Here is a 23,497-nt window from a genome sequence, read left to right as displayed (position 1 = left end):
TTCGCCAAAAATTACAACAATGTTACAAGGAGTTTTATTTGATATGGATGGCGTAATTGTAGATACAGAACCGCTACATCACAAAGCATACAATACAATGTTTGATGAGGTAGGAATTGAAGTTTCTCCACAGTTATATCAATCTTTTACAGGACAATCCACCATCAATATTTGCAAACGTTTGTGCGATCATTTCAACCTTTCGGAAGCTCCAGAAACCTTGATGCAGTTGAAACGAAACAACTTCAAACACCTATTTGCCAACGATCCGAGTTTAACTTTAATTGATGGCGTGTTGGACATCATCAAAGAATATTACGAAAACGACTTAAAACTTGTCTTAGCTTCTTCGGCTTCGATGATGACGATTGATAATGTTTTTGAACGTTTTAATTTGAATCAATACTTCATTGCAAAATTTAGTGGTGCCGATTTAAAACAATCCAAACCACATCCAGAAATCTTTGAAAAAGCGGCACAAGCTACAGGTTACAAGCGTGAAAATTGTATGGTCATTGAAGATTCAACCAACGGAATCAAAGCCGCAAATGCCGCAGGAATCTTCTGTGTCGGTTATGACAGTGTGCATTCCAAAAACCAAGATTATAGCATTGCAAACATGGTTATTTCTGACTTTACGGAAATTCAGTATGATAAAATTCAGGAAGTATTTAAAAGGAAATAGTGACTGTTATTCTGTGCGTAAGTAAAGAAAAAACTAATATCCTTTAGAAAAATCATACTTTTCTGCATGAATATCATCTTCGGTATATGGAATTCCATCTTTTCCCACAGAAAATAAAGCATAATCCTTTCCATCATCAATGCACTCATAAATCAACTGATTTTTCCAACCATCTACGGTACGATATTCATAACATTCCAAATCATATGGATATTCGTTTGTAGCTGCTTTTTCTGCTGCTAAAAAATTTGCAATCCAATACAATCTACCATTCGTAGCACGATCTCGTTTCATAGAAACCTGAGTTCGATTATTAAAACAAGTAAATTTGATTACTATTATTTGACTGAAATCTAATTTGTGGTTTTTTAGGTAAAAAGCTGTAAGCTATCAATCCTGCAATTAGATTGCTAAGAAAGTTTTCAAAACTTCTATGTCTTGAATGCTCTACTTGACAAATATTTTTAAGTTCATCGTTGACCGTTTCTATTACGGATCTTTTTCTAAGCAGTATTTTATCTGATATTGTCAACAGCGCGTTTTTCATATTATTTTTAATATTGGTGATCAGTTGTACGCCATCAATGAATAGTAATTTGGCTAGTTCTTTGCCTATATATCCTTTGTCAGCAAATAGTTTTCCAAATATTTTGTCTAAAAATCGTTCTTGTTTTAGTGGTGTTCTATCATCTTCACTGGCTTGTGTAATTGTAAAGGTTAGGATTTCGCCTTTATCATTTATGACGATGTGAAGTTTAAATCCATAAAACCATCCCATAGTAGACTTTCCAGTGTTGGCTATTCCTTTAAATACCTTATTGCGTTTGATACGCTTGTTTTTACAGACTCTAATAGGTGTGGAATCCACAAAAGAAATCCCAGTACAATCACCAAGACAACAAGTCTTCAAAAATAAAGTCATAGCCATTAAATTACTTTGCATTTGTTCGACAAATCTGTTGTAAGATATAGTTTTAGGGAATTCTTCCTGCATGTGCTTCTGAATATAAAATATATAGAAGTGCTTAAAAGTTCTAAAACCACTTAAATGAAAAAGTATTGTAATGGTAATAATTTCACTTTTTGACATTATTGGAGGTCGTTTGGGAGCATTACCAAGTAGCGATTTATCAACTATTTGATCATATTCTTTGCAGAATTCATCAACAATACAAAATATTTCCGTAATTTTAGAAAAAGAAACCATAGATAGATTTTTAGATTAATAAATTGAATTTCAACACTTTAATTTACTAAAAATCTATCTTTTTTTGGTAGTAAAACTATCCTGAATATTAATCGAACTCAGGTTAGAAGTATAGGAAGTCATAAAAACAATAGTCACCAAAAAGAATACGCCAATACTGACATAAGAAACAACTCTCTGAAAGGATGCAATACTTTTCATACAATTGTAAATATAGAAAAATTTGTAAGAAAAATTGACATTTTATTTGAAATTATCTTCAATGATGTCGTCATCAGTATTTAATTTTCCAACTTTTCCGGCGGAGACTTGCAATTTTTTTTAATTTTAATTAGTCATAAAAGAGAAAACTACCAAAACTTCCACCATTTTTTCTTTTCAACTTTTGGTGGAATAGAAACACTATTTTCATTAGAATCATCTTTAAGTTCTTCTTCAATTCCCAAAGAATCCATCATATCTTCAAAAGAAAAAGAAGCTACTTTCAAATAACATTCTGTAATATCAAAGTAAATGGACTTTCCACTTTCTGTTGTAATCAAATCATAGGTTTTTTCTTCCTTTACGAGCGATTGCATCTTTAACGTTTCACCAATAAACCCAAGAAAATCGCGTTCGTCTTCCACACGCAATACTTTGTAAGGTTGCGCTTTTGAACCGTCTCCAGTAGACTGAATACCTTCCAGAATACGATGTGCTAAAAAATACTCAGCTTGTTCAGCTTCTTCATTTCCTAACTGTTTTGCAGCATACTTCTTTATCATATGTGCTCTCGGACTCAAAATTAAGTTGATATTATTGGTAGCCAACGCTTCTTCATACGCTTCTTCCTGTAAAAAGCGTTCTAAATTCTTAATATCGTCAGAATATGGACTGTAGTTTTCATTTTCAATAACACACTTCCGTGCCTTTGAAAAATTCTCTAAAGTCGGTTCTTCTAAAAAATCGAAAAAATCATCTGTCATATTTAATAAATATCTATTACTGTAAAAAATTACTTTTTAATCTTAGAAATTGTCTGCGCTACTTTGTTTGAAGGTTTCTTTACTTCGGAAATAGCCAAATCGATAGCAGCTTTCAATAAACTTTTTACCTCAGGATTTCTATAATCTGAAACATCAGAAACTGGAATATGCCGAATCAACTTTCCTGTACCTTCCAATAATTCTTTCGGATCGTACAACAATGTTCCCTTATTAAAACCTAAATTCAAATGTTTAGTGTAGATCGGAATCATGCAAAACGCATCCGAAAGCTTTTCTGAAATCGAAAAAACGGCTGTAAGCGCATGTGTGTGATACAAAAGTTCATTTGCCTCTGGATATAATTCTAGTACGTAATTTCGTAAATCGATAAACAAATCAATACAGCTTTGTGGTTTTAAAAATAAAAACTGTTCAAAATCTGGGTGAATCGGTCGTATTGATTTCATGAAAAAAGCTGTTACAAACTTCTCAAAGATAAAAGAATTACAAACAAAATCAGTAAAAACATAAAAACTTAAAAATAGACAAGCTATGTCCTGTTTTTTTAAGTGAATTTTATCAAAACTTTACAAAGGGAAAGTTTGTTCGCAGTGCAAATTCATGTAGCTTTGCATTTCTTTTAAAAGCAAGCTGTGATTGAAGATATTATAATAACAATGTTGTGGAGTATTTCACCTTTTGGAGAAGCCAAAGTTGGAATTCCAATCGGACTAAAATCTGATACAAATCCTTACCTAATTTTCGTGGTAGCATTTGTGGCAAATGTGTTGGTATTTCCTATCATGATTTTCTTTCTAGATCATATCAATCGATACTTACTACGCTGGCATTTTTATAAAAAAGGCGCATTATTTGTTGCTCGAAAAGCCAAAAGAGGAGCAAAAGATAAAATTCAAAAATATGGCTTTTGGGGACTCATGTTATTCGTAATGATTCCTATTCCAGGAACTGGAGTGTACGCAGGAACCATTGCAACCTATCTGTTTAATATTGAGCGAAAAAGAGCCTTTGCTGCAAACACTATCGGCATCTTTTTCTCATCAGTAATCGTGTGGGTAACCTTCTATTATGGCTTTAGTTTCTTTGACTAAATAAACGCTTCCATTTTTTTATTCCAAAATAAAAATATAAGTTTGCGACAGAATTTTACAAAAATGAGAACAACAAACGTTAACATCATCGCATTAAATGGCGCTATCAGAACTGTGTTTTTTGGTAGAGCATCATTGGTATTCTAAAAAGTAAATCTTACTATAAAATATATGCAAGACTTTCTTTTTAGAAAGTCTTTTTTGTTCTACCCAATTTCAATCGGCAAAAGCAATAGTATTTAAATAAAAGTTTGTAATTCAAATTATAATTGCATTGTTAAAACGTATCAAAATTATATACTGTGTGTCATATCGAGCGCAGTCGAGATACAATATCAAACTTAAAAAACAAATCCGAAACATCATGTTTACATTAAAAATCATAGAAACAAAAATGATGCTACAAACGTAGGAGAGGATTGCTATTGTATAAACTTAATAAGAAGCCTCTCAATTTTGGGAGGCTTTCTCTTTTTAAAATATTAAATTAGAACAAAATGAAACAAATAAAAGACATACGAAACATAGGAATCATAGCGCACGTTGATGCAGGAAAAACAACTACAACCGAGCGAATTCTGTATTACACAGGAACCATTCACAAACCAGGAAATATTGATGATGGAAATACGGTAACCGATAGTGATGTGCAAGAAGCTTCACGCGGAATCACCATTTCGTCTTCGGCAATTTCTGCAAACTGGAAATACAATGAAAAAATGTATCAAATCAATATTATTGATACACCAGGACACATTGATTTTGCCATAGAAGTAGAACGTTCATTACGTATTCTTGATGGTGCAGTTGCATTATTTTGTGCATCTTCAGGAGTAGAATCACAATCAGAAACGGTTTGGAGTCAATCAGAACGTTACGGAATTCCAAAAATCGGATTCATCAATAAAATGGACAGAATTGGAGCTGATTATTTCAAAGTATTGTCGCAAATAGAAGAAGAATTCGGCGCGACAACGTTACCAATTCAAATTCCTATTGGTGATGCAGATGATTTTAAAGGAATCATTAATTTACTAGAAATGAAAGCTATGTATTGGAATGCAGATGATTTCGGGAAAACGTCTACACAAACGGAAATTCCTGAAAACCTAATCGAATTGGCTAAAAAATGGCGAAACATTCTCATAGAACGAATTGCTAATTTTGATGATGCGATTATGGAAAAATATCTAGACGATAAAGCTATTGGTGTGGATGAATTACATGATTCCATAAGAACGATTACGCTGGAGCGAAAAGCCGTTCCGATGTTATGTGGATCAGCATACAAATACATTGGTGTACAACCTCTATTGGATGCTGTCGCGAATTATTTACCAAAACCGCAAGATATAAAAACGGTTGAAGGTGTTGATTTAATCACTGATAAAACGGCAACGTTACAGTGTACGACAGACGAACAATTATCAGCGTTTGTCTTTAAAGTAATCGTTGACAAATACGTTGGAAAATTGGCAATGGTTCGGTTGTATTCTGGAAGCATCAATGTTGGTGAACAAGTAGTAAACTCACGAACGGATGCGAAAAACAGAGTTAGTCGAATACTAAGCATTCAGGCTGACAAATTCACAGAATTAACGCAGGCAAATGCAGGTGATATTGTGGCGTTAATTGGTTTAAAAGATGTGAAAACGGGCGATACTTTATGTGAACTCGAAAAACCATTTGCATTAGAATCGATAGCAATTTCAGAAGCTGTCATCAGTTTGGCAATAGAACCTGTTTCTAAAAATGATGAAAAGAATTTTGGGGACGCTTTGGCGAAATTATTAGACGAAGATCCTTCGTTACGTGCTTCATACGACAACCAAACAGGACAAACCTTACTCCATGGAATGGGCGAGTTGCATTTGGAAGTTCGTATTGAAAAGCTAAAAAGCGAATACAAAATTGACGTAAACAAAGGAAATCCAAAAGTTTCCTACCGTGAGCAATTAACGAGTTCGGCAACACATACCGAATTACTAAAAAAGCAAACCGGTGGAAGCGGACACTTTGCTCAAATTACGTTTACAATAGCACCGCGAACTGATGACGAAAAAGGCTTGCTATTCGAAAACGAAATAAAAGGCGGCGTGTTGACAAAAGAATACATCAATGCGGTTGAAAAAGGATTCCGGGAAGCAATGAAATCGGGTGTGTTGCTAGACTATCCAATAGAAGCGATGAAAGTCACCTTGTTGGATGGAAAAATGCATGATGAAGATTCCAATGCTGTAGACTTTGAAACAGTGGCAAAATCAGCGTTCAGAAATGCGGCGAAACAAGCAAATCCTGTATTGTTGGAACCGATTATGGATGCAGAAATCAACTGTCCAGAAGATTACTTAGGAAACGTCACTTCGGACATCAACAAACGTCGTGGAATGATTATTTCGATTAAAGAAAACGGAAACCGAAGAAAAGTAACCGCAGAAATTCCGTTACTACAAACCTTCGGATACATTTCGTCATTAAGAACTTTAACTAGCGGAAAAGGTTCAGTTACGTTAAAATTGAAAAATTACAAACGCGTACCTGAAGACATCTTACAACAGCTAGTTTGTTAAACAATAGAAACCATCTAAGAAATTAGGTGGTTTTTTTATGTTAGAAAATGATTCTGAAACTCTTTGAAACGTCACTACTAGGAGTGCGCGACGCGGTAGTCTGCCACTAAATAAATCTAATTTTTATCATAAACCAGACGTCACTTCGAGTGCCAAATCTTTGATTTGATGTATCGAGAAATAATCGGTAACACTCGTTGTCTCTACAAAAACAAACTCGTAATGGACAAAACAACCAACAAAAGCAATCCGCCAGCGAAAATCACTACCATTTTCCCAACAGCATTATCTTTTTCTTCTTTAGTTGCATTTACATACGTTTCATACCTTTTTTCATATTGCTTCTTAGATCCGAAAAAAAGTGCAATCATCAAATAAATAATTGCAATCAGAGGAATTGCGATCACTTTTCCAATCATCTTTCCTGTGCTTCTCCCAAAAATACTTCGTAAAAATCGTGTCAAATCTTTTGTAAAATCCTCTGAAAAGAAACTCCAAAAAATAACAATCACAAAAAGGTAGATCATAATCGTTGCGGCAAATAGTAAATTTCCGTACAAACGTCCTTTTTGGACATCATACCCTTTGCTTTTCAGATCATAATACTGACTTCCATACAATGCATCAATAACAGTCATAGCGAATCATGTCTATTTAGATTTTAAAGTTCAAGAAAATATGGAAGTTTTGCAAAAAAAATAATATTAAAACATAAAAACCCTCAAAGCACACTGAGAGGAGTCGAAGTGTAGCTTTTCCGAAACTTCGTAGGCGTCAAACCTTTAATTTCCTTAAACTTCCGATTAAAATTAGAAACATTAAAAAAACCGCAAGAATACGCAATTTCAGCAATCGATAACTGTGAGGAATTGGTCAAAAACTTGCAAGCATTTTCAATTCGGACTTCGGTCAAAAACCTAAAAAAAGTCTTGTTCGTTCGTTGTTTAAAATACTTACAAAAAGCATTCGGCGTCATATTGGCAACGGTTGCAATATCTTCCAAAATAATCTTTTGGTCAAAATGATTCATCACAAATTCAAAAACAGCACTCATGCGTTTTCCTTCGTCATCTGTGTAGTTTTTTGTGTTGATAAATGAAGAAACTGTTTCGTAGTCTGATGGTGTCAACACAGAAAGAATCTCAAAAAAAGTAGCGAATTGTTGTAGCGAATTTTGATGCAGAACACCTTCAAACAAAGACTTTACAATGGTTGAATGTTTAGTAAACTTCACTCCAAAACGTGCATCATTTAGCAATTTCTGTAACTGTTGCAACTTGGGTAGCATAAAAAAATGTTCACCAAAACTATCATGTGTAAAAAACAGCGAAATCATATACGAATCTTCATCTGTAGTAACATCACTTTTCAACACATGCGGCACATTACTTCCAAATAACAACACATCATTTGGTTGAAAATCACGAATTGTATCACCAATGATAAATGTGCCTTTGCCAGAAACAATATATGAAAGCTGAATTTCCTCATGTTGATGCAATTGCTCATAAAATGTACGTCCACGATCTTCTTGAACGATCAAAATATCGCTTTCCGCTTTTGGTATTTTAAATGGTAAAACTTTCATTCTATCAAAATAATATGCTAAAATTAATCTAAAATTACACTAAAAATAATAATTAGGATAAAATAGTATTAAAATTGGATAATTTCTACAATTTTCAAATTAAAACTGTCAACTACTTTTACCATATCAAAAAACAATACACATGACAATCAATTGGAAAGGCGTAATGCCAGCCGTAACGACAAAATTTACAGACGACGATAAACTCGATTTAGAAATGTTTACCGTAAATATTCAAGCGCAAATTGAAGCTGGTGTACATGGAATTATTCTTGGGGGAACGCTCGGAGAAGCAAGTACACTAACCAAAGACGAAAAACGCACGTTGGTGCGTGAAACCGTAAAAATTGTTGCTGGAAAAGTGCCCGTTATTATAAATATTGCAGAACAATCTACTGTTGCCGCAATAGAAGCTGCCAAACATGCCAAAGAAGATGGTGCTAGCGGATTAATGATGTTGCCGCCAATGCGTTACAAAGCAGATGGAAGGGAAACGGTTACTTATTTCAGATCGGTTGCAAATAGTACCGATTTGCCAATTATGATTTACAACAATCCTGTAGATTATGGAATTGAAGTTACGCTCGACATGTTTGAAGAACTACTAAACGATTGTCCAAACATTCAAGCAGTAAAAGAATCTACACGAGACATTTCGAACATTACACGAATCAAAAATCGTTTTGGCGACCGATTGGCAATTCTATGCGGAGTTGATACATTAGCACTCGAAAGTATGCTCATTGGTGCAGAAGGTTGGGTTGCTGGTTTAGTATGTGCATTTCCCGCAGAAACGGTAGCCATTTATGCATTAGCCAAAGCTGGAAAAACCGAAGAAGCAATCGCAATTTACAGATGGTTTTTACCAATATTAGAATTAGATATCAATACGAAATTGGTACAAAACATCAAACTAGCAGAAGTTGCAACAGGAATCGGAACAGAAAACGTGCGTGAACCAAGATTACCACTCATAGGAACAGAAAGAGAACATGTGTTATCAATCCTTCAAGAAGGAATAAAAACACGTCCAAAATTACCAAATTACAAACAGTATTTATAAGTAATTAGTATTGAGATATTAGAATTGAGAACTGAGGTTCAAAACCATGATATCTTACTTTTTAAGAAACTGATTACCACGAGTTTTTGCAAATGCTCGCAAAGACGTAATAAAAATTATAAGAATAATAAATTTTTAACTATGATTTCATTACTTTTTCAAAATAATTGAAATGCATTTTGAAGTAAAATCTCTTATGCAGAGTAGTGGATTTAGGATTTAAGTCACGGTTTTATTACTTTTCTAAAAAAGGAATAAAAACTCCTTATAAAAGAGCCATTTCTTTTGGTTCATTTTCTTTGGACAAGCAAAGAAAAGAACAACAAACAACAAAAAGTGAACAACACAAAACATATGACTACAGGAAAAAACTATATAGGAAACACACTTTCCGCCAAAGGAACTACAACTTACAAAACCTTCAATCCGAAAACCAACTCAGAAAACGAAACGGTTTTTACAGAAGCAACTTCAGAAGAAATTGAAGAAGCCGTACACTTAGCTTCGGAAGCTTTCAAAACCTACAGAACGATTTCTGGCACAAAAAAAGCAGCATTTTTAAATACGATTGCTGACGAAATTTTAGTCTTAGATGATGAATTGATTCAAACATACATGTCTGAATCAGGATTGCCAGAAGGCAGAGCAAAAGGCGAACGCGGCAGAACGATTGGACAATTGCAAACCTTTGCCAAATTGGTTGAAGAAGGTTCTTGGGTAGAAGCACGCATTGATCCTGCGCAACCAGATCGAACACCAAATCCAAGAGTCGATTTACGAAAAATGTCGGTTCCTATTGGTCCAATAGTCGTTTTTGGTGCAAGCAATTTTCCATTAGCATTCTCCACGGCTGGTGGCGATACGGCTTCGGCATTGGCTTCGGGTTGTCCTGTCATTGTAAAATCGCATCCTATGCACGCAGGAACAGGCGAATTAGTCGCTTCTGCCATTATAAAAGCCGCAGAAAAAACAGGAATGCCAAATGGCGTATTTTCAAATCTAAATAGTAGTGGAATTGAAGTCGGACAAGCATTGGTAAAACACCCAAAAATAAAAGGAGTAGGTTTTACAGGAAGTATTCGTGGTGGACGCGCTTTATTTGACTTAGCTGCAAAACGAAAAGAACCAATTCCCGTATTTGCTGAAATGGGAAGCATTAATCCTGTAGTTTTACTGCCAAAAGCACTCGAAACAAAAGCAGCATCTTGGGCAAAAACCTATGCCAATTCTATCACACTTGGAACAGGGCAATTTTGTACCAATCCGGGATTGATTCTAGGAATAAAAAGTGAAGGTTTCACGAATTTTGTAAATACTTTATCAGAAGAAATCGTTAAAATACAGCCGCAATGCATGTTGCATCCTAACATTCACAAAGCATACAATAAAAACAAAACGGAAGCACAGCAACAAACGCACGTAGAAACTGTTGCAACTATTGAGAAACCTGAAACTGAAAACTTTGCACAACAAGCAGTTGTCACGGTTGATGGAAAAACGTTTCTGGAAAACAATACACTTCACGAAGAAGTTTTTGGACCATTTTCATTAATAGTTCAATGTGAAAATGCAACAGAATTAGCAGAAATCATCGCAAATTTAGAAGGACAATTAACAGGAACAATCATTTCGGAAGAAAATGAAGTTTCCGATCATCCAAATATTATAAATGCGCTATCAAATCGAGTAGGACGTATCATTTTTAACGGAGTTCCTACAGGTGTGGAAGTCGCGCCTGCTATGTTACATGGCGGACCATATCCTGCATCAACAGACAGTCGATTTACGGCAGTTGGTAGAGATGCTATCAAACGTTGGGTACGTCCGTTTAGTTATCAAGATTGGCCAAATGAACTATTACCTAACGAATTAAAAAACGAAAATCCATTGAACATTCTTCGCTTGGTAAACAATCAAGAAACGAAAGATGCTTTATAAAAATTATTTTTACAAACAACTGTCACAACGAGCGCAGTCGAGATGAAACAACAAATAACAAACAACAAACAGCTAAATACCAACAGCTAACAGCCAAAAGCTAGCTACTATGAGAAAAACTTTTTTCTGTATTGATGCGCATACCTGCGGAAACCCTGTCAGAGTTGTCGCTGGTGGCGGCCCAAACTTAATTGGTGCCAATATGAGCGAAAAACGACAGCATTTTCTCAATGAATATGATTGGATTCGCAAAGGACTCATGTTTGAACCACGCGGGCACGACATGATGAGTGGAAGCATTCTCTTTCCACCAAGCCATCCAGAAAATGACTTTGGAATTCTGTTTATAGAAACCTCAGGATGTTTGCCCATGTGCGGACACGGAACGATTGGAACGATCACTATTGCCATTGAAGAAGGATTGATTACACCAAAAACAGCAGGAAAAATCAGGATGGAAGCGCCAGCAGGTTTGGTTGAAATTGAATACCAACAAACAGGAAAAAAGGTAGATTGGGTTCGGTTGACGAATGTAAAAAGCTACTTAGCCGCAGAAAACCTAACCGTAGATTGTCCTGAATTGGGCGAAATTCGTTTTGATGTCGCTTATGGCGGAAATTACTATGCAATTGTAGATCCGCAGGAAAATTTCTCAGGAATTCATGACTTTACAGCGAGTAAAATCATTCAATATTCACAAGTGGTTCGTGAACGAATTAACAGTAAATATCCAAACCTATTTATTCATCCAGAAAATGAAACTATTCGTGATGTTTCGCATATGTTATGGACTGGAAATCCGCTAGACGAAACATCTTCGGGAAGAAATGCCGTGTTTTACGGCGATAAAGCCATCGATAGAAGTCCTTGTGGTACAGGAACTTCCGCACGATTGGCACAGTTACACGCCAAAGGAAAATTGAAACTAGGCGAGGAGTTTATCCATGAAAGTTATATAGGTTCAAAATTTGTGGGTCGTGTGGAAGAAGAAACAATATTAGATGGGAAACCTGCCATTATTCCTAGTATTCAAGGTTGGGCAAAAGTGTATGGCTACAACACAATTATTATAGATGACGAAGACGATCCGTATGCGTTTGGTTTTCAGGTAATTTGATATTAGTGTTGAGATATTAGTATTGAGTATTGAGTATTGAGAGTTCTTTTAAACGTCTTTACGAGGAAGAATGACGAAGTAACCTGTTTCTTTTGAAATGTTGAATGTTAAGTTTTGAATGTTGAATTTATTTCAAAGTGCAATTGGTTTTCTTCAATATGTTTTGTCACAATGAATATCGAATACTAAATATTTAATTTTGAAGTAAAAGTAGTTATAAAATGTCTTTACGAGGAAGAATGACGAAGTAATTTGCTGAAATGAAAGTTCAATATTGAGTATGAAACTTGCAGATTGTCACGAATTTTATCAAATTCTCGCAAAGACGTTTTCAAAGAAGCTGTTAAATGTTTAGATTATTAGTGTTTGGGAATTACTCGAAGTGATATTTAAAATAGAAAATGCGTCAAACTGAACTTGATTCAGTTTCACATAAAAATTAGAATATAGAGTTTGAAAAAAGAAATTATCATTATCGGTGGCGGAATTATTGGACTGTGTTGCGCGTATTATTTGCAGCAAGACGGACACCAAGTTACTATTGTAGATAAAAGCGATATTTCTAGCGGAGCTTCTTTTGTAAATGCAGGTTATATCACACCAAGTCACATTATTCCGTTGGCTGCGCCAGGAATGATTACCAAAGGTTTGAAATGGATGCTAAATTCGTCAAGTCCGTTTTATATAAAACCACGCTTGGAAGCCGATTTTTTAAAATGGTCTTGGTTGTTTAAAAAATCGGCGACAGCAAAAAATGTAGCACGCTCGATTCCGAAGATAAAAGAAATTAATTTGTTGAGTCGAGAATTGTATGTAGACATGCAAAATTCTGGCGATTTCGATTTTCACTTGGAACGGAAAGGTTTGTTGATGTGTTATCAAACAGATAAAGAAGGCGAAGCAGAGTGGAACATGGGAAAACTTGCTATCGAAGAAGGTTTGCATGTTGAAAACTTAACAAAATCAGCAGTCAAAAAACTAGAACCAAATATAGATTTTAATATTAAAGGTGCTATTTATTTTGATTCGGATGCGCACATGACACCAACGAATTTTATGCCACAGATGATCGCTTTTTTAAAGCAAAAAGGAGTTCAGTTTTATACGAACGAACCCATTTCCGATCTACAGTATGAAAAGGAAAAAATTGTTGCTGTACAGACTTCGAAACGAACACTAAAAGCAGACGAATTTGTACTTTCGGCAGGTACATGGAGTTCCATTTTGGCAAAAAAGTTACGCATACAACTTCCGCTTCAAGCGGGAAAAGGCTACCGAATAGATGTTACAGAAAGTACAGGAATTACGATGCCCACAATTTTAGCTGAAGCCAAAGTTGCCGTAACGCCGATGCAAGGATTTACACGCTTTGCAGGAACGATGGAGCTTGGCGGAATTAACCACAAGATCAATCCGAAACGCGTGAAAGCTATTGCAAATGCTGCAGAAACTTTTTATAACGGATTGAAAATTCCAGAAAATTCGATTGCAAATGCTGCCTGCGGATTGCGTCCGTGTTCGCCAGATGGTTTGCCGTATATCGGAAAAACGCAATATTATCAAAACTTGACAGTTGCGACAGGTCACGCCATGATGGGTTGGAGTTTGGGTCCGGCTACAGGAAAATTGGTCAGTGAATTGATAGGAGTGAAGCCAACTTCGATGAAATTGGAAGGTTTTGAGGTGGAACGATTTCGCTTCGCTCAATTCAAGGATTTAAAAATTTAATGATTTAAGGTTGTTTCGATTTTAAGTTGTGATACATAAAGAAGAATGTTCTTTTATGAATAAAGTTATTGCTTTTAGATACGATCGGCTTCGCCTGTTAGATCGCTATCGCTTTTGGACACGCTTCGCTGTTAGAAACGCTTTGCTTTTGGAATCGCTTCGCTCATCAATTCAAAAATTCAATGATTAAAGGTTGTTTCTGAGAAGAAATTAAGTGTTATTTGAAACAAATTGTTACATTAAAATTTAAGTATCGCTGTCGTTCAAAGTATATTCGTATTTTAGTTTGAATTTCTAATTACTCTTAGAACTTGACTAATACCTAATTCCCAAAAGCTAATGCCTTTTTTTCGCTTTGCTTAATTCAAGGATTTAAAAATTTAATGATTCAAGGTTGTTTCTGATAGCATTATTTGATTTTATATAAAATGCTACGTTTTGATTGTTAAATGCTTTTCCAAGAAGAAGTTGAGTATTGTTTGAAGCTAATTGATACATTTTCAAATTTTCAAATTGTTACATTAAAAACTGTAGCAATCTGTAAGTAGAGAAACCAAATTTTTGTTTGAAGTAAATTCAAAAAAAAATACAGACTCAGTGGAGTCGAAGTCAAGCAGAAATATCTAATTGAAAATTCTTTTGCATAAATTCGCCAATCATTTGTCGCGCCATGCCTAAATATTCTTCTGTAGGATTTAAAAAACTGTGTAGTTCTTCAATTTCCCAATCCAATTCTTCTTGACGATCAGGAATGTCATCCGCTTCATCATCAATAGCACGTAGTAAATCTTTGTAACGTCTTTCTACTCGTGTCATTTGTTTTAAAATTTGAACTGCTTTTTTTGCACGCGCATGTACCAAAGGAACACGTTGCAAACCAAATACTTTTACAGAGGCTAACGCACGTTGTTTTGGAAATTCTTCTTGTTTTTTTGGTTGAATCACACCAGAATTGATATTGTATTTAAAATATTCTTCTGGATCTTCAATACACGGATTTAACAGTAAACGCACTTTTTCTTCTTCTTGAAAATTATCTTCTGGAGACCGTGCTCTTTTTGTTTCATCAAATAAAGGAAATTGATTCATTTTTCCAAGACTGTTCAATCGATCATCACTTGCCGTTCGTTGTTTGGACTTCTGATTGCAATTTCGACACGATAATAATAAATTGTCCCAATTGGCAGCAAGCCAATAGTAACCTGGTTTGGAGTTTCCTGTGGCTTTTAGTTCTTCAATTTCACCTTTTGGACGAAAATGCTCAATATCACCAACATACGTTACCAAAATATCACTTTCACAATACGCGCATTTTCCAATGCTCATTTTTATAAGTGCTTCTTTCACTGTTGGATTGCTGTATACTTTAAACTTGAATGCTTTTGTATTTGCAGGATCTGAATAGTACGCAATCGCTTCTTCAAGTTCTTTTTTCAACTTTTCGCTTCCATCTTTGAGAATGTCTGGAATTTCAACGGAATTTCGGTCAATTGCAATCATAACTACTTTTTTTGATCTAATTTTTTCCAAAGATTACGTACTCTGTCAATTGCTTCTTGTTTAATATCTTTCACATCAATTTTCAAGTCTTTGTTACGCATGTTTTTAGCTAACAATTCGTCTACAACTTGATAAATAATTTCTTCGCGCTTGTCGTTTCCAAAACGCATGTATTTCAATTCTTTTACTTCTTTTTGGAGTTGTTCAAGCCTTACTTTCTGTTCGTCATTTCGTTCAGATTCATCAATAGCCAACAGCTCATAATATTCTTTAAAGAGCAACTCGGTTTTGACATCCATCGTACTATTCAATCCAAAATATTCTGAAGTTAATAATTGATCGATGCGTAAGCTACTTGGGTCTGGTAATTCGCTCAAAACAATAATTGCATTTTCTGAATCACGCTTTAAAACCACAACTTCATTTTCTTTTAAACCTCGTAAACACAAAGGTTCATGCGTTGTGATGAGAAATTGAATTTTTGGAAATGTGTTACGTAAACGTTCTACAATTTCCATTTTCCATCGTGGATGTAAATGTGTGCCAATTTCATCAATCAGCACAATTCCTTCTGCCAATTCGTACACAACGTTTTTCTGCGACAGTGTATAAATCATGTCAATCGCAACAGCAAAAATAGATTTGTAACCATCACTTAAATGGTCAATATTAATATTGTCGCCAGAGTGATGATATTTGATAAATATTTGATTATTTTTTTTACTTCTTCCGATAGAATCTAAATCGTCTAACAATAACAAATTTTTCAGGGTTTTAGACACTTGATCGAACGTTTTTCGGTCACTATTTAAAAACCAATCTTTTGCATTTGACAGTGAAACAGAAGCGTCAAATAAATTCTTTACTTTTAAATAACTTGGGTGATCCGTTTCGGGTTCTAAATTTCTTCCGTTAGGCAACAAACGTGTAGAACCGTATCCAATGATAAATGCTGGAGGCGTTTCAACACTTGCGGTAATTTCCTGAGTTTTTCTGTTAAAAGTGACTTCAAAAACTTCGTCATTTCCTTTACCATACACTTTTATATAACCGCTTTGTTTCCCGTATTTTAGGATGTCGTCAACTTTAATTTTAAGCACATCTAAATATTCTTTTCCCATAAGCGCAATGGCAATGGCTTTGAGAACAGAACTTTTTCCAACACCGTTTTCACCTAAAAATACCAACCAAGGTTCGGCACTTGTATCTTCGGCATACCCTGGCAATTCTAACACAAGATGTGAAAAGCATTTAAAGTTTTTCAACTCAATTTTGTCGAGGTATACATTTTTGAGAATATCAGCAAAATACTTACTATATTTTTTCTTTTTTTCTTTCTGTTTGGATGATCGCGGCTTTTCATCATCAACATTCATAAAGTTTTCTAGAAGATCATCAGGAAGACTTTCATTAAAGCCTTTTGTTTGTTCCTGTGCCTGAAAATTCGGTGGTATTTGTAGTTTCTGAATTTCCTGTTGCATGTTTTGTTGCTGATCTAAATACGATTGTATTTGATCGGACAGATTATATAGGATACTATAAATTTCCTTGTCTTCCGTTATATAATAATTGAGAAGTGTTTTTCGAAATGCCAAATGATTTTTTTTAGACTTCCCATCTAAAATTTCATTCCATTCTGTGGCAATGGCGTGTGAGTTTTTAATCCCTTTTCGTAAGCCTTCAACTTCACGTTTGGTTTCTTCTGCAATGTTTTGGCGTTCGTAAATTAGGTCTTTTCGGTTCAAACCTAAAACTTGAATCGTCGCTTCTGCTTTTTGCTTGATGACTTCGCCAACCACAGGCGTAAATTTTATTTTTGAGAACGCTAACGGACTTGATTTTTCATTTGGAATAATTTCATATGTTTTTAAGTTAAACGTAAAAAATTCTTCAGGAAAATCTACACATGGATCAATTAAATAAGCATCTTCTTTTTTGGCAATTTCGTCATAATTTGTTTGTAGAGCAGCTCTTTTTCCTTCAACAGGGAATACATTCGATTTAAATCGTTGGCAACTGTGACAACTTGCATACAAATTTTGCCAGTCATAGGTAAGCCACCAATAATGATCGGCGTCAATTTCTTTGCTATCAAAACCTTGTGCGTTGTTGCTAGGTCTAAAGCGTTCTAAATACGATTCATATCCAGATTTTAAACCTAATAAGTGCGATTCGCAATAGGCACATTTATAATCAAACAATTCCATCAATTCGCTGATGACTTCCTCAGGCATATATTGAACAGCATAAGAACGTTGCGAACGAGAATTTCTATGCAATCCGTAAAAATCACGTATTTCTTGTTGCAAGCGTTCATATTCTTTGGAATGAAAAAATTTGGGTTTTTGAATTTTATATCTGTCAATTTTTATCACAACGGTTCTTTTTTTATGGTAGTAAATTATTTTACTTACATAAAGTACGTGAATATTTCATAAACTTTAAAGCAAAGACAGGAAATACCGTGTTTTTCCCCTATGATGATTTTATGCAAAATAATATCTTGTTTTTTTATTAAATTCTTAAGAAAAGCTCTTTAAAGTCAGTGTATGAAAGCAAAGAAGAAACAAGACAATCAAGAAAAAACAAATAATATTATACAGAGAAAAGACGGGAATTCATTTGTAAAGCCAAAAGCAAGTACTAATAATTTTACGTCTTCAAGTTTTTCAAAAAAGCAAAATAGTGCTTTGCCAAAAGCCGTGCAATCCAATATGGAAACGTCTTTTGGGCAAGATTTTTCAAATGTTTCTATTCATACAAATTCACAAAAAGCCGTACAAATGAATGCACGTGCATATACACAAGGAGAACAAGTGCATTTTGCACTAGGTGAGTTTAATCCGAATTCTGACAAAGGAAAAAATTTAATCGGTCATGAGTTTACACACGTAGCACAACAACGTGCAGGTGTTGTAAAACCTACTAAAGTTTTACAAAAAGGTGTCAATATTAATGACGATAAGAATTTGGAAAGTGAAGCAGATACTTTTGGGGCAAAAGCGGCTAGAGGAGAAGCGGTTTCTAAATACCGTGGCGCGAAGGCTTCTACTTCTGCTACGATGCAACGAAAACTGAGTATTAAAGGTACCACAGCTACAAAAAGAGCTAAATTCTTGGCTAAGATAAACGACAGTTCAAAAATTATATATGCTATGGATGGTGCTGGCGAATTGTACCAAAAGTATATGCAATTGATACCAAAAAATGTATATGACAAAGCGATGTTGAGTGCCATTAATGCAAGTCAATCTGTTGTTTTACAGTTGATTGATAGTTCTGATAGGATTTTTATTGACAGTGTACAATCAGGAGAAGTAGATTTAGATGATATGCTTGCAATGTCAACTAATGTATTTAAAAGTTGGTTATTACACTTTGTGATAGAACGCTTTGCCATTACAAATTATGAAACTAGCAAGTCTGGCTTAACAGCAGCAAGTCCAGAGTTTATAGCAGCACATACAAAAGGACATGAAATACAGGAAAAATTTTTAAAAGAAATGTACCCGACAAAGACCGTAAAATTTCTTACTGAAGGATTTGATGAATCTACACGAACTAAAGATGCGGCAGGAAATGGTTCTGTAGATTATATTTTTGATTTTACAGATGTAAAGTATGTGTTTACTCAAGAAATTAAAAATAATGTAACTATTGAAAATATTATTGGAACAAATGTTATTGTAGCTCCTTGATAATAGTTGCTTTTTCGCAACATAATTTATAAATCTAATATCAAGCATATATTTAAGATTAATCATCATTCTTCATTGAACAGCTTTTTTTGTTTGCCTATATTTGCGACATGCAAATAAAATTCTCCATTATTGTTCCTGTATTCAACAGACCCGATGAGGTAGCGGAATTGCTAGAAAGTATCTCAAAACAAACGTTTCAAGATGATTTTGAAGTAGTTATTGTGGAAGATGGTTCTTCAATTCCAGCAGAAGATATAGTGAATGCTTACCAAGATCGGTTGGATATTAGTTATTACTTCAAGCCAAATTCAGGTCCGGGAGATTCCAGAAACTATGGAATGCAACGCGCCAAAGGGAATTATTATTTGATTTTTGATTCAGATTGTATTCTGCCACCACAATATTTATCAGAAGTTTCCAAAGCATTGCAAAAAAAATATGTAGCTTGTTTTGGCGGACCAGACGCAGCACACAGTTCGTTTACTGACATACAAAAAGCAATTAGTTATGCCATGACTGCATTTTTGACAACTGGCGGAATTCGTGGTGGAAAAAAAGCTGTCAACAAGTTTCAACCGAGAAGTTTTAATATGGGAATTTCGAAAGAAGCTTTTGAAAAAACACAAGGTTTTGGACAAATTCATCCTGGAGAAGATCCTGATTTGACCATTCGTATTTGGAATGCAGGTTACGAAACTGTTTTAATTCCTGAAGCTTTTGTGTATCATAAACGTAGAATTTCTTGGGAAAAGTTCCATATTCAAGTCAACAAATTCGGAATGGTACGTCCAATTCTAAATTTGTGGCATCCCGAAACGGCAAAAATCACGTATTGGTTTCCAACAGTATTCTGCATAGGATTACTAATTGCTGTATTTTTGAGTATATTTTTCACTTTTCATTGGTTTTTAATTGCTTATGGCGTATATTTTGTTGCCATACTATTAGATGCTTTGCGTACCACAAAAAGTATCAAAATAGCATTTTTGTCGCTTGTTGCTGTCTGTATTCAATTTTATGGATATGGAATTGGGTTTTTAAAATCGACAATTGCACTCAAAATTTTTAAACAACAACCACAAAAAAGATTTCCAAAACTATTTTTTAAAAAATAACAATGATTAAAGGAATTCAAAGTTTATTTAAAGCAACTTTTAAAGGGAAGAAAATTAACGTATTTCTCATCTTTTTTGTCATTTCTTTTATTGTATGGACTTTAGTAAAATTATCAAATACGTATACAGACACGATAAAAATGAAAGTCGTTTACACGAATTTGTCAGACGATAAAATTTTGCTAGGAAATCAAGAAAGCAACATAGAAGCACGCGTAAGAACTTCGGGTTTTCGTATGTTGAGTCAGAAGGTATTTAAAAAAGAAATTGAAGTCGATTTAGAGAAAGTTAAAAAGACAAAAGGCGAAAATATATTTTATGTACTTTCAAATACAGCAGTAAATAGACATATATATCAAGGAATTGAAATATTAAAAGTTGCGCCAGATACTTTATTTTTAAAACTAGGAAAGAACAAAACGAAAGCAGTTCCTGTAATTCCTCAATTGGAATTAGCATTTGAAAAAGGATATAATTTGTATGATTCTTTGCAGGTTCAACCAAAGACCATTGAAGTTTCAGGACCAGAAGATGTCATTGATAGTTTAAAGGTCGTTTATACGGAAATCAGGCAAGTTGAAGACATTAGCAAGGATATTAATCTCGAATTAAAACTTTTAAAAAACGATTCGTTAAAACGGCTCAAATTTTCACAACCAACCGTAAAAGCTGTTGCAAAAGTTGATAAATTCACCGAAGGAAAATTAGATATTCCTATACGTGTGCAAAATCTTCCGCAAGGATATTCGATCAAATTATTCCCAAAAGAAGTCACGATTACGTATACGGCAAACGTTACAGATTTTAATAAAATTACGGCAAGCGACTTTGCAATTTACTGCGATTACAAGGATATTGAAAAAACAGAAGCTTCTTTTTTGATTCCGAAATTGGTGAAATTTCCAAAAACGGCAAAGACATATCGAATCGAAAACACAAAAATAAACTTTTTAATAAAGAAATGATTGTAGGACTTACAGGTGGCATTGGAAGCGGAAAAACGACCATTGCAAAAATGTTTCAGGAATTAGGTGTATCTATCTACATTGCAGACGTAGAAGCAAAGAAGCTTATGCATTCATCAGAAACATTAAAAAGTGAATTAATTGCTGCTTTTGGCGAAAAAACTTATATTAATGGTGAGTTGAACAGAAAATATCTATCTAACATAGTTTTTAACAAGCCAGCAGCATTAAAAAAGATAAATGCTATTGTGCATCCAAAAGTTGGACAACATTTTAAAGATTGGTATGCGGAACGAAGCGAAGAAACCTATGTGATAAAAGAAGTTGCTATTTTATTTGAAAACGATTCCTATAAACAATGCGACAAGATTATTACCGTGGTAGCTCCGATAGAAGAGCGTTTTCGCCGATTATTGCTAAGAGATCAAACCTCAAGAGAAGCTATTCAAGATCGCATGGACAATCAGTGGAGTGACGAACGAAAAATAGCACTTTCCGATTATGTAATTCATAATGAAGATCTCGAAAAGGCAAAAGCACAAGTAGTCAAAATACATCAGGAAATATCGCTGATACGCTAGATAATCTGATAAAATTAACATATTTGTTAAGGTTTGGTTAAAAAGTTATTATAACCGATATTATACGTTAATTTTGATCGAATGAGTAAACGATTATTTGTTGTTCTAGTTATTTTAATGAGTTTATCGCTCGTGGGAATTATATTTGTTCAAGGATATTGGATAGCTTCTGCTGTAAAAGAAAAGCAAGAATCTTTTTCCTTAAATGCAAACCAAGTTCTAACGAATGTTACTGAAAGTGTTATTCAGTCTGAACACCTTAAATACTATACAAAATTTCAACAGTTAATAGATAGTATTGAAGAACCTGAAAGTTCCCAAATTGTTAGCATACTACAAATTACAAGTAGAAATGAAAAGAACAATGAAACAAGTATTTATTCAAGAGGAATCATAGAAGAAGATTACAATATTTTTCCAACGTTCATTGACAGTAATAATGAAGATGATAGTACGAGTTTAAAAAATTACACACGTGTAAAAACGCGTACTGTATACAAAGAAGACTTATTGGATGATCCAAATGTGAGTAGTTTATCCTTTATTGAGCGTATGCGTGAAGTAGATAATATTTCTAGAAAAATGGCTCAATATCAAGACGATATTAATGAATTCACTAAGCAGATTCCAATTCATAAGCGCGTATCTGTTGATATTCTAGATTTTTTGATAAAGAACAACTTAGATAAGTTGGGACTTAATTTAGATTATGAATTTGGCGTGTATGATGATGGACTTGCCACAAAGATAAAATCGGATCAGTTCAAAATAACAAATGGTGGTATGTATGATGTTCCACTATTTGAAGATGGAGACAGTAGAAATTACACCTTATTTGTTAGTTTTCCCAAGAAAAATAAGTATGTATTATCATCTATCATGGGAATGGCAATCATGTCGATTGTGTTTACATTAATTATCATAATAGCGTATTCAAGTGCTTTGTATCAGTTGATAAAACAAAAGCAGATTTCAGAAATTAAAACTGATTTCATCAACAATATGACGCACGAATTTAAAACACCAATTGCAACAATAAACTTGGCGTTAGATGCGGTAAGAAACCCTAAAGTAATTGATGATAAAGAAAAAGTAAAGCGTTATTTGGGAATGATTCGTGAAGAAAACAAACGAATGCATGCACAAGTTGAAAATGTATTGCAAATTTCCAAACTAGAGAAAAATCAATTGGAAATTAGTAAGGAAGAAGTAGATGTGCACGACTTAATAGAAGATGCCATGTCTCATATTGAGCTAATTGTAGAAGACAGAAATGGTTATGTGAAAACACATTTAAACGCCAAAGATAGTATGGTAATGGCAAATGATACACACTTTACCAACGTGTTAGTCAATGTATTAGACAATGCTATTAAATACACGGAAGGCGAACCAAAAATTGACATTTACACCGAAAAGGTGAAAAATTATATACAGATTAAAGTAAAAGATCAGGGACAAGGAATGTCCAAATCTGTACAAAAGAGAATATTTGAAAAATTTTATAGAGAACATACAGGTGATATTCATAATGTAAAAGGGCACGGACTTGGCTTGGCTTACGTAAAACGAATTGTTGATGACCACGAAGGTCAAATAGGCGTTGAAAGTGAGAAGGGCAAAGGAAGTACATTCATTATTAAATTACCATTAATATCGTAA

The 23,497-nt window shown here is 34.3% G+C and carries 20 protein-coding genes; 12 read left to right on the top strand and 8 right to left on the bottom strand.

The genetic code is table 11. The features are described from left to right. Positions 1-19 precede the first annotated feature (19 nt). On the top strand, positions 20-685 hold the full coding sequence (locus tag KAOT1_RS06235; RefSeq protein WP_007093896.1) for an HAD family hydrolase: 666 nt from the start codon (positions 20-22) through the stop codon (positions 683-685). Between the two features lie 33 nt (positions 686-718). Here KAOT1_RS06235 and KAOT1_RS06230 read toward each other — a convergent pair whose 3' ends face one another. From KAOT1_RS06230 to KAOT1_RS06215, 4 genes are all read right to left on the bottom strand, one after another. After that, on the bottom strand, positions 719-979 hold the full coding sequence (locus KAOT1_RS06230; protein ID WP_007093895.1) for a hypothetical protein: 261 nt from the start codon (positions 977-979) through the stop codon (positions 719-721). A gap of 19 nt (positions 980-998) precedes the next feature. After that, on the bottom strand, positions 999-1,892 hold the full coding sequence (locus KAOT1_RS06225; protein WP_007093529.1) for an IS982 family transposase: 894 nt from the start codon (positions 1,890-1,892) through the stop codon (positions 999-1,001). Positions 1,893-2,242: 350 nt separating this feature from the next. Further along, complete coding sequence (locus tag KAOT1_RS06220) at positions 2,243-2,857, bottom strand: DUF4919 domain-containing protein (protein WP_007093893.1); 615 nt, start codon at positions 2,855-2,857, stop codon at positions 2,243-2,245. Between the two features lie 29 nt (positions 2,858-2,886). Then, complete coding sequence (locus KAOT1_RS06215; protein ID WP_007093892.1) at positions 2,887-3,324, bottom strand: DUF1801 domain-containing protein; 438 nt, start codon at positions 3,322-3,324, stop codon at positions 2,887-2,889. A gap of 210 nt (positions 3,325-3,534) precedes the next feature. On the opposite strand from KAOT1_RS06215, the gene KAOT1_RS06210 reads away from it, so the two are divergent. Continuing rightward, the gene (locus KAOT1_RS06210; RefSeq protein WP_007093891.1) at positions 3,535-3,969 is read left to right on the top strand and encodes a COG2426 family protein; all 435 of its coding nucleotides are present in this window, start codon (positions 3,535-3,537) and stop codon (positions 3,967-3,969) included. A gap of 497 nt (positions 3,970-4,466) precedes the next feature. After that, a complete protein-coding gene (gene fusA, locus KAOT1_RS06205; RefSeq protein WP_007093890.1) occupies positions 4,467-6,539 on the top strand; it encodes an elongation factor G in 2,073 nt (690 codons plus the stop codon). Positions 6,540-6,742: 203 nt separating this feature from the next. On the opposite strand, the gene KAOT1_RS06200 is transcribed toward fusA, so the two are convergent. Both KAOT1_RS06200 and KAOT1_RS06195 read right to left on the bottom strand, forming a co-directional pair. Further along, entirely contained in the window at positions 6,743-7,177 is a 435-nt protein-coding gene (locus tag KAOT1_RS06200) for a hypothetical protein (RefSeq protein ID WP_007093889.1), read from the bottom strand. An 83-nt stretch (positions 7,178-7,260) separates the two neighbouring features. Next, positions 7,261-8,127 carry an AraC family transcriptional regulator gene (locus KAOT1_RS06195; protein WP_007093888.1) on the bottom strand — a complete coding sequence of 289 codons (867 nt, stop codon included), beginning with the start codon at positions 8,125-8,127 and terminating at the stop codon, positions 7,261-7,263. Between the two features lie 142 nt (positions 8,128-8,269). Between KAOT1_RS06195 and KAOT1_RS06190 the strand changes: the two genes are divergently transcribed. From KAOT1_RS06190 to KAOT1_RS06175, 4 genes are all read left to right on the top strand, one after another. Beyond that, on the top strand, positions 8,270-9,190 hold the full coding sequence (locus tag KAOT1_RS06190; protein WP_007093887.1) for a dihydrodipicolinate synthase family protein: 921 nt from the start codon (positions 8,270-8,272) through the stop codon (positions 9,188-9,190). 354 nt (positions 9,191-9,544) lie between these two features. After that, positions 9,545-11,128 carry an aldehyde dehydrogenase (NADP(+)) gene (locus KAOT1_RS06185; protein ID WP_040559915.1) on the top strand — a complete coding sequence of 528 codons (1,584 nt, stop codon included), beginning with the start codon at positions 9,545-9,547 and terminating at the stop codon, positions 11,126-11,128. A 109-nt stretch (positions 11,129-11,237) separates the two neighbouring features. After that, positions 11,238-12,245, top strand: coding sequence for a 4-hydroxyproline epimerase (locus tag KAOT1_RS06180; protein ID WP_007093885.1), 1,008 nt, complete (start codon positions 11,238-11,240; stop codon positions 12,243-12,245). A 453-nt stretch (positions 12,246-12,698) separates the two neighbouring features. After that, entirely contained in the window at positions 12,699-13,973 is a 1,275-nt protein-coding gene (locus KAOT1_RS06175; RefSeq protein WP_007093884.1) for an NAD(P)/FAD-dependent oxidoreductase, read from the top strand. A gap of 609 nt (positions 13,974-14,582) precedes the next feature. Here KAOT1_RS06175 and KAOT1_RS06170 read toward each other — a convergent pair. Both KAOT1_RS06170 and KAOT1_RS06165 read right to left on the bottom strand, forming a co-directional pair. Then, positions 14,583-15,473 carry an HNH endonuclease family protein gene (locus KAOT1_RS06170; RefSeq protein ID WP_157560061.1) on the bottom strand — a complete coding sequence of 297 codons (891 nt, stop codon included), beginning with the start codon at positions 15,471-15,473 and terminating at the stop codon, positions 14,583-14,585. Between the two features lie 2 nt (positions 15,474-15,475). Next, positions 15,476-17,848, bottom strand: a complete 2,373-nt coding sequence (locus KAOT1_RS06165) for an AAA family ATPase (protein WP_007093882.1) — start codon at positions 17,846-17,848, stop codon at positions 15,476-15,478. Positions 17,849-18,022: 174 nt separating this feature from the next. Here KAOT1_RS06165 and KAOT1_RS21930 point away from each other — a divergent pair, with 174 nt between their 5' ends. The 5 genes from KAOT1_RS21930 (at position 18,023) to KAOT1_RS06140 (ending at position 23,497) form a co-directional block, all read left to right on the top strand. Continuing rightward, on the top strand, positions 18,023-19,171 hold the full coding sequence (locus KAOT1_RS21930) for an eCIS core domain-containing protein (RefSeq protein ID WP_007093881.1): 1,149 nt from the start codon (positions 18,023-18,025) through the stop codon (positions 19,169-19,171). Positions 19,172-19,281: 110 nt separating this feature from the next. Next, on the top strand, positions 19,282-20,289 hold the full coding sequence (locus KAOT1_RS06155; protein ID WP_193363739.1) for a glycosyltransferase: 1,008 nt from the start codon (positions 19,282-19,284) through the stop codon (positions 20,287-20,289). Between the two features lie 2 nt (positions 20,290-20,291). Then, on the top strand, positions 20,292-21,254 hold the full coding sequence (locus KAOT1_RS06150; protein WP_007093879.1) for a CdaR family protein: 963 nt from the start codon (positions 20,292-20,294) through the stop codon (positions 21,252-21,254). Then, positions 21,251-21,835, top strand: coding sequence for a dephospho-CoA kinase (gene coaE / locus KAOT1_RS06145; RefSeq protein ID WP_007093878.1), 585 nt, complete (start codon positions 21,251-21,253; stop codon positions 21,833-21,835). The genes KAOT1_RS06150 and coaE overlap by 4 nt, the downstream gene beginning before the upstream one ends. Positions 21,836-21,916: 81 nt before the next feature. Continuing rightward, complete coding sequence (locus KAOT1_RS06140; RefSeq protein WP_007093877.1) at positions 21,917-23,497, top strand: sensor histidine kinase; 1,581 nt, start codon at positions 21,917-21,919, stop codon at positions 23,495-23,497.

Origin of the sequence: Kordia algicida OT-1, assembly GCF_000154725.1 — a bacterium.
Taxonomy (GTDB): Bacteria; Bacteroidota; Bacteroidia; order Flavobacteriales; family Flavobacteriaceae; genus Kordia; species Kordia algicida.
Note: the sequence above shows the minus strand (reverse complement) of the source record. Positions and strands in the feature narration are given on the sequence as shown.

What these genes read in the sequence shown, in the direction of transcription:
- KAOT1_RS06230 (WP_007093895.1), bottom strand. Translation starts at nt 979, where the DNA reads ATGAAACGAGATCGTGCTACGAATGGTAGATTGTATTGGATTGCAAAT.
- KAOT1_RS06195 (WP_007093888.1), bottom strand. Translation starts at nt 8,127, where the DNA reads ATGAAAGTTTTACCATTTAAAATACCAAAAGCGGAAAGCGATATTTTG.
- KAOT1_RS06140 (WP_007093877.1), top strand. Translation starts at nt 21,917, where the DNA reads ATGAGTAAACGATTATTTGTTGTTCTAGTTATTTTAATGAGTTTATCG.
- KAOT1_RS06210 (WP_007093891.1), top strand. Translation starts at nt 3,535, where the DNA reads ATGTTGTGGAGTATTTCACCTTTTGGAGAAGCCAAAGTTGGAATTCCA.
- KAOT1_RS06220 (WP_007093893.1), bottom strand. Translation starts at nt 2,857, where the DNA reads ATGACAGATGATTTTTTCGATTTTTTAGAAGAACCGACTTTAGAGAAT.
- KAOT1_RS06185 (WP_040559915.1), top strand. Translation starts at nt 9,545, where the DNA reads ATGACTACAGGAAAAAACTATATAGGAAACACACTTTCCGCCAAAGGA.
- KAOT1_RS06180 (WP_007093885.1), top strand. Translation starts at nt 11,238, where the DNA reads ATGAGAAAAACTTTTTTCTGTATTGATGCGCATACCTGCGGAAACCCT.
- KAOT1_RS06170 (WP_157560061.1), bottom strand. Translation starts at nt 15,473, where the DNA reads ATGATTGCAATTGACCGAAATTCCGTTGAAATTCCAGACATTCTCAAA.
- KAOT1_RS06150 (WP_007093879.1), top strand. Translation starts at nt 20,292, where the DNA reads ATGATTAAAGGAATTCAAAGTTTATTTAAAGCAACTTTTAAAGGGAAG.
- KAOT1_RS06215 (WP_007093892.1), bottom strand. Translation starts at nt 3,324, where the DNA reads ATGAAATCAATACGACCGATTCACCCAGATTTTGAACAGTTTTTATTT.
- KAOT1_RS06200 (WP_007093889.1), bottom strand. Translation starts at nt 7,177, where the DNA reads ATGACTGTTATTGATGCATTGTATGGAAGTCAGTATTATGATCTGAAA.
- KAOT1_RS06235 (WP_007093896.1), top strand. Translation starts at nt 20, where the DNA reads ATGTTACAAGGAGTTTTATTTGATATGGATGGCGTAATTGTAGATACA.
- KAOT1_RS06225 (WP_007093529.1), bottom strand. Translation starts at nt 1,892, where the DNA reads ATGGTTTCTTTTTCTAAAATTACGGAAATATTTTGTATTGTTGATGAA.
- KAOT1_RS06155 (WP_193363739.1), top strand. Translation starts at nt 19,282, where the DNA reads ATGCAAATAAAATTCTCCATTATTGTTCCTGTATTCAACAGACCCGAT.
- KAOT1_RS06190 (WP_007093887.1), top strand. Translation starts at nt 8,270, where the DNA reads ATGACAATCAATTGGAAAGGCGTAATGCCAGCCGTAACGACAAAATTT.
- coaE (WP_007093878.1), top strand. Translation starts at nt 21,251, where the DNA reads ATGATTGTAGGACTTACAGGTGGCATTGGAAGCGGAAAAACGACCATT.
- fusA (WP_007093890.1), top strand. Translation starts at nt 4,467, where the DNA reads ATGAAACAAATAAAAGACATACGAAACATAGGAATCATAGCGCACGTT.
- KAOT1_RS21930 (WP_007093881.1), top strand. Translation starts at nt 18,023, where the DNA reads ATGAAAGCAAAGAAGAAACAAGACAATCAAGAAAAAACAAATAATATT.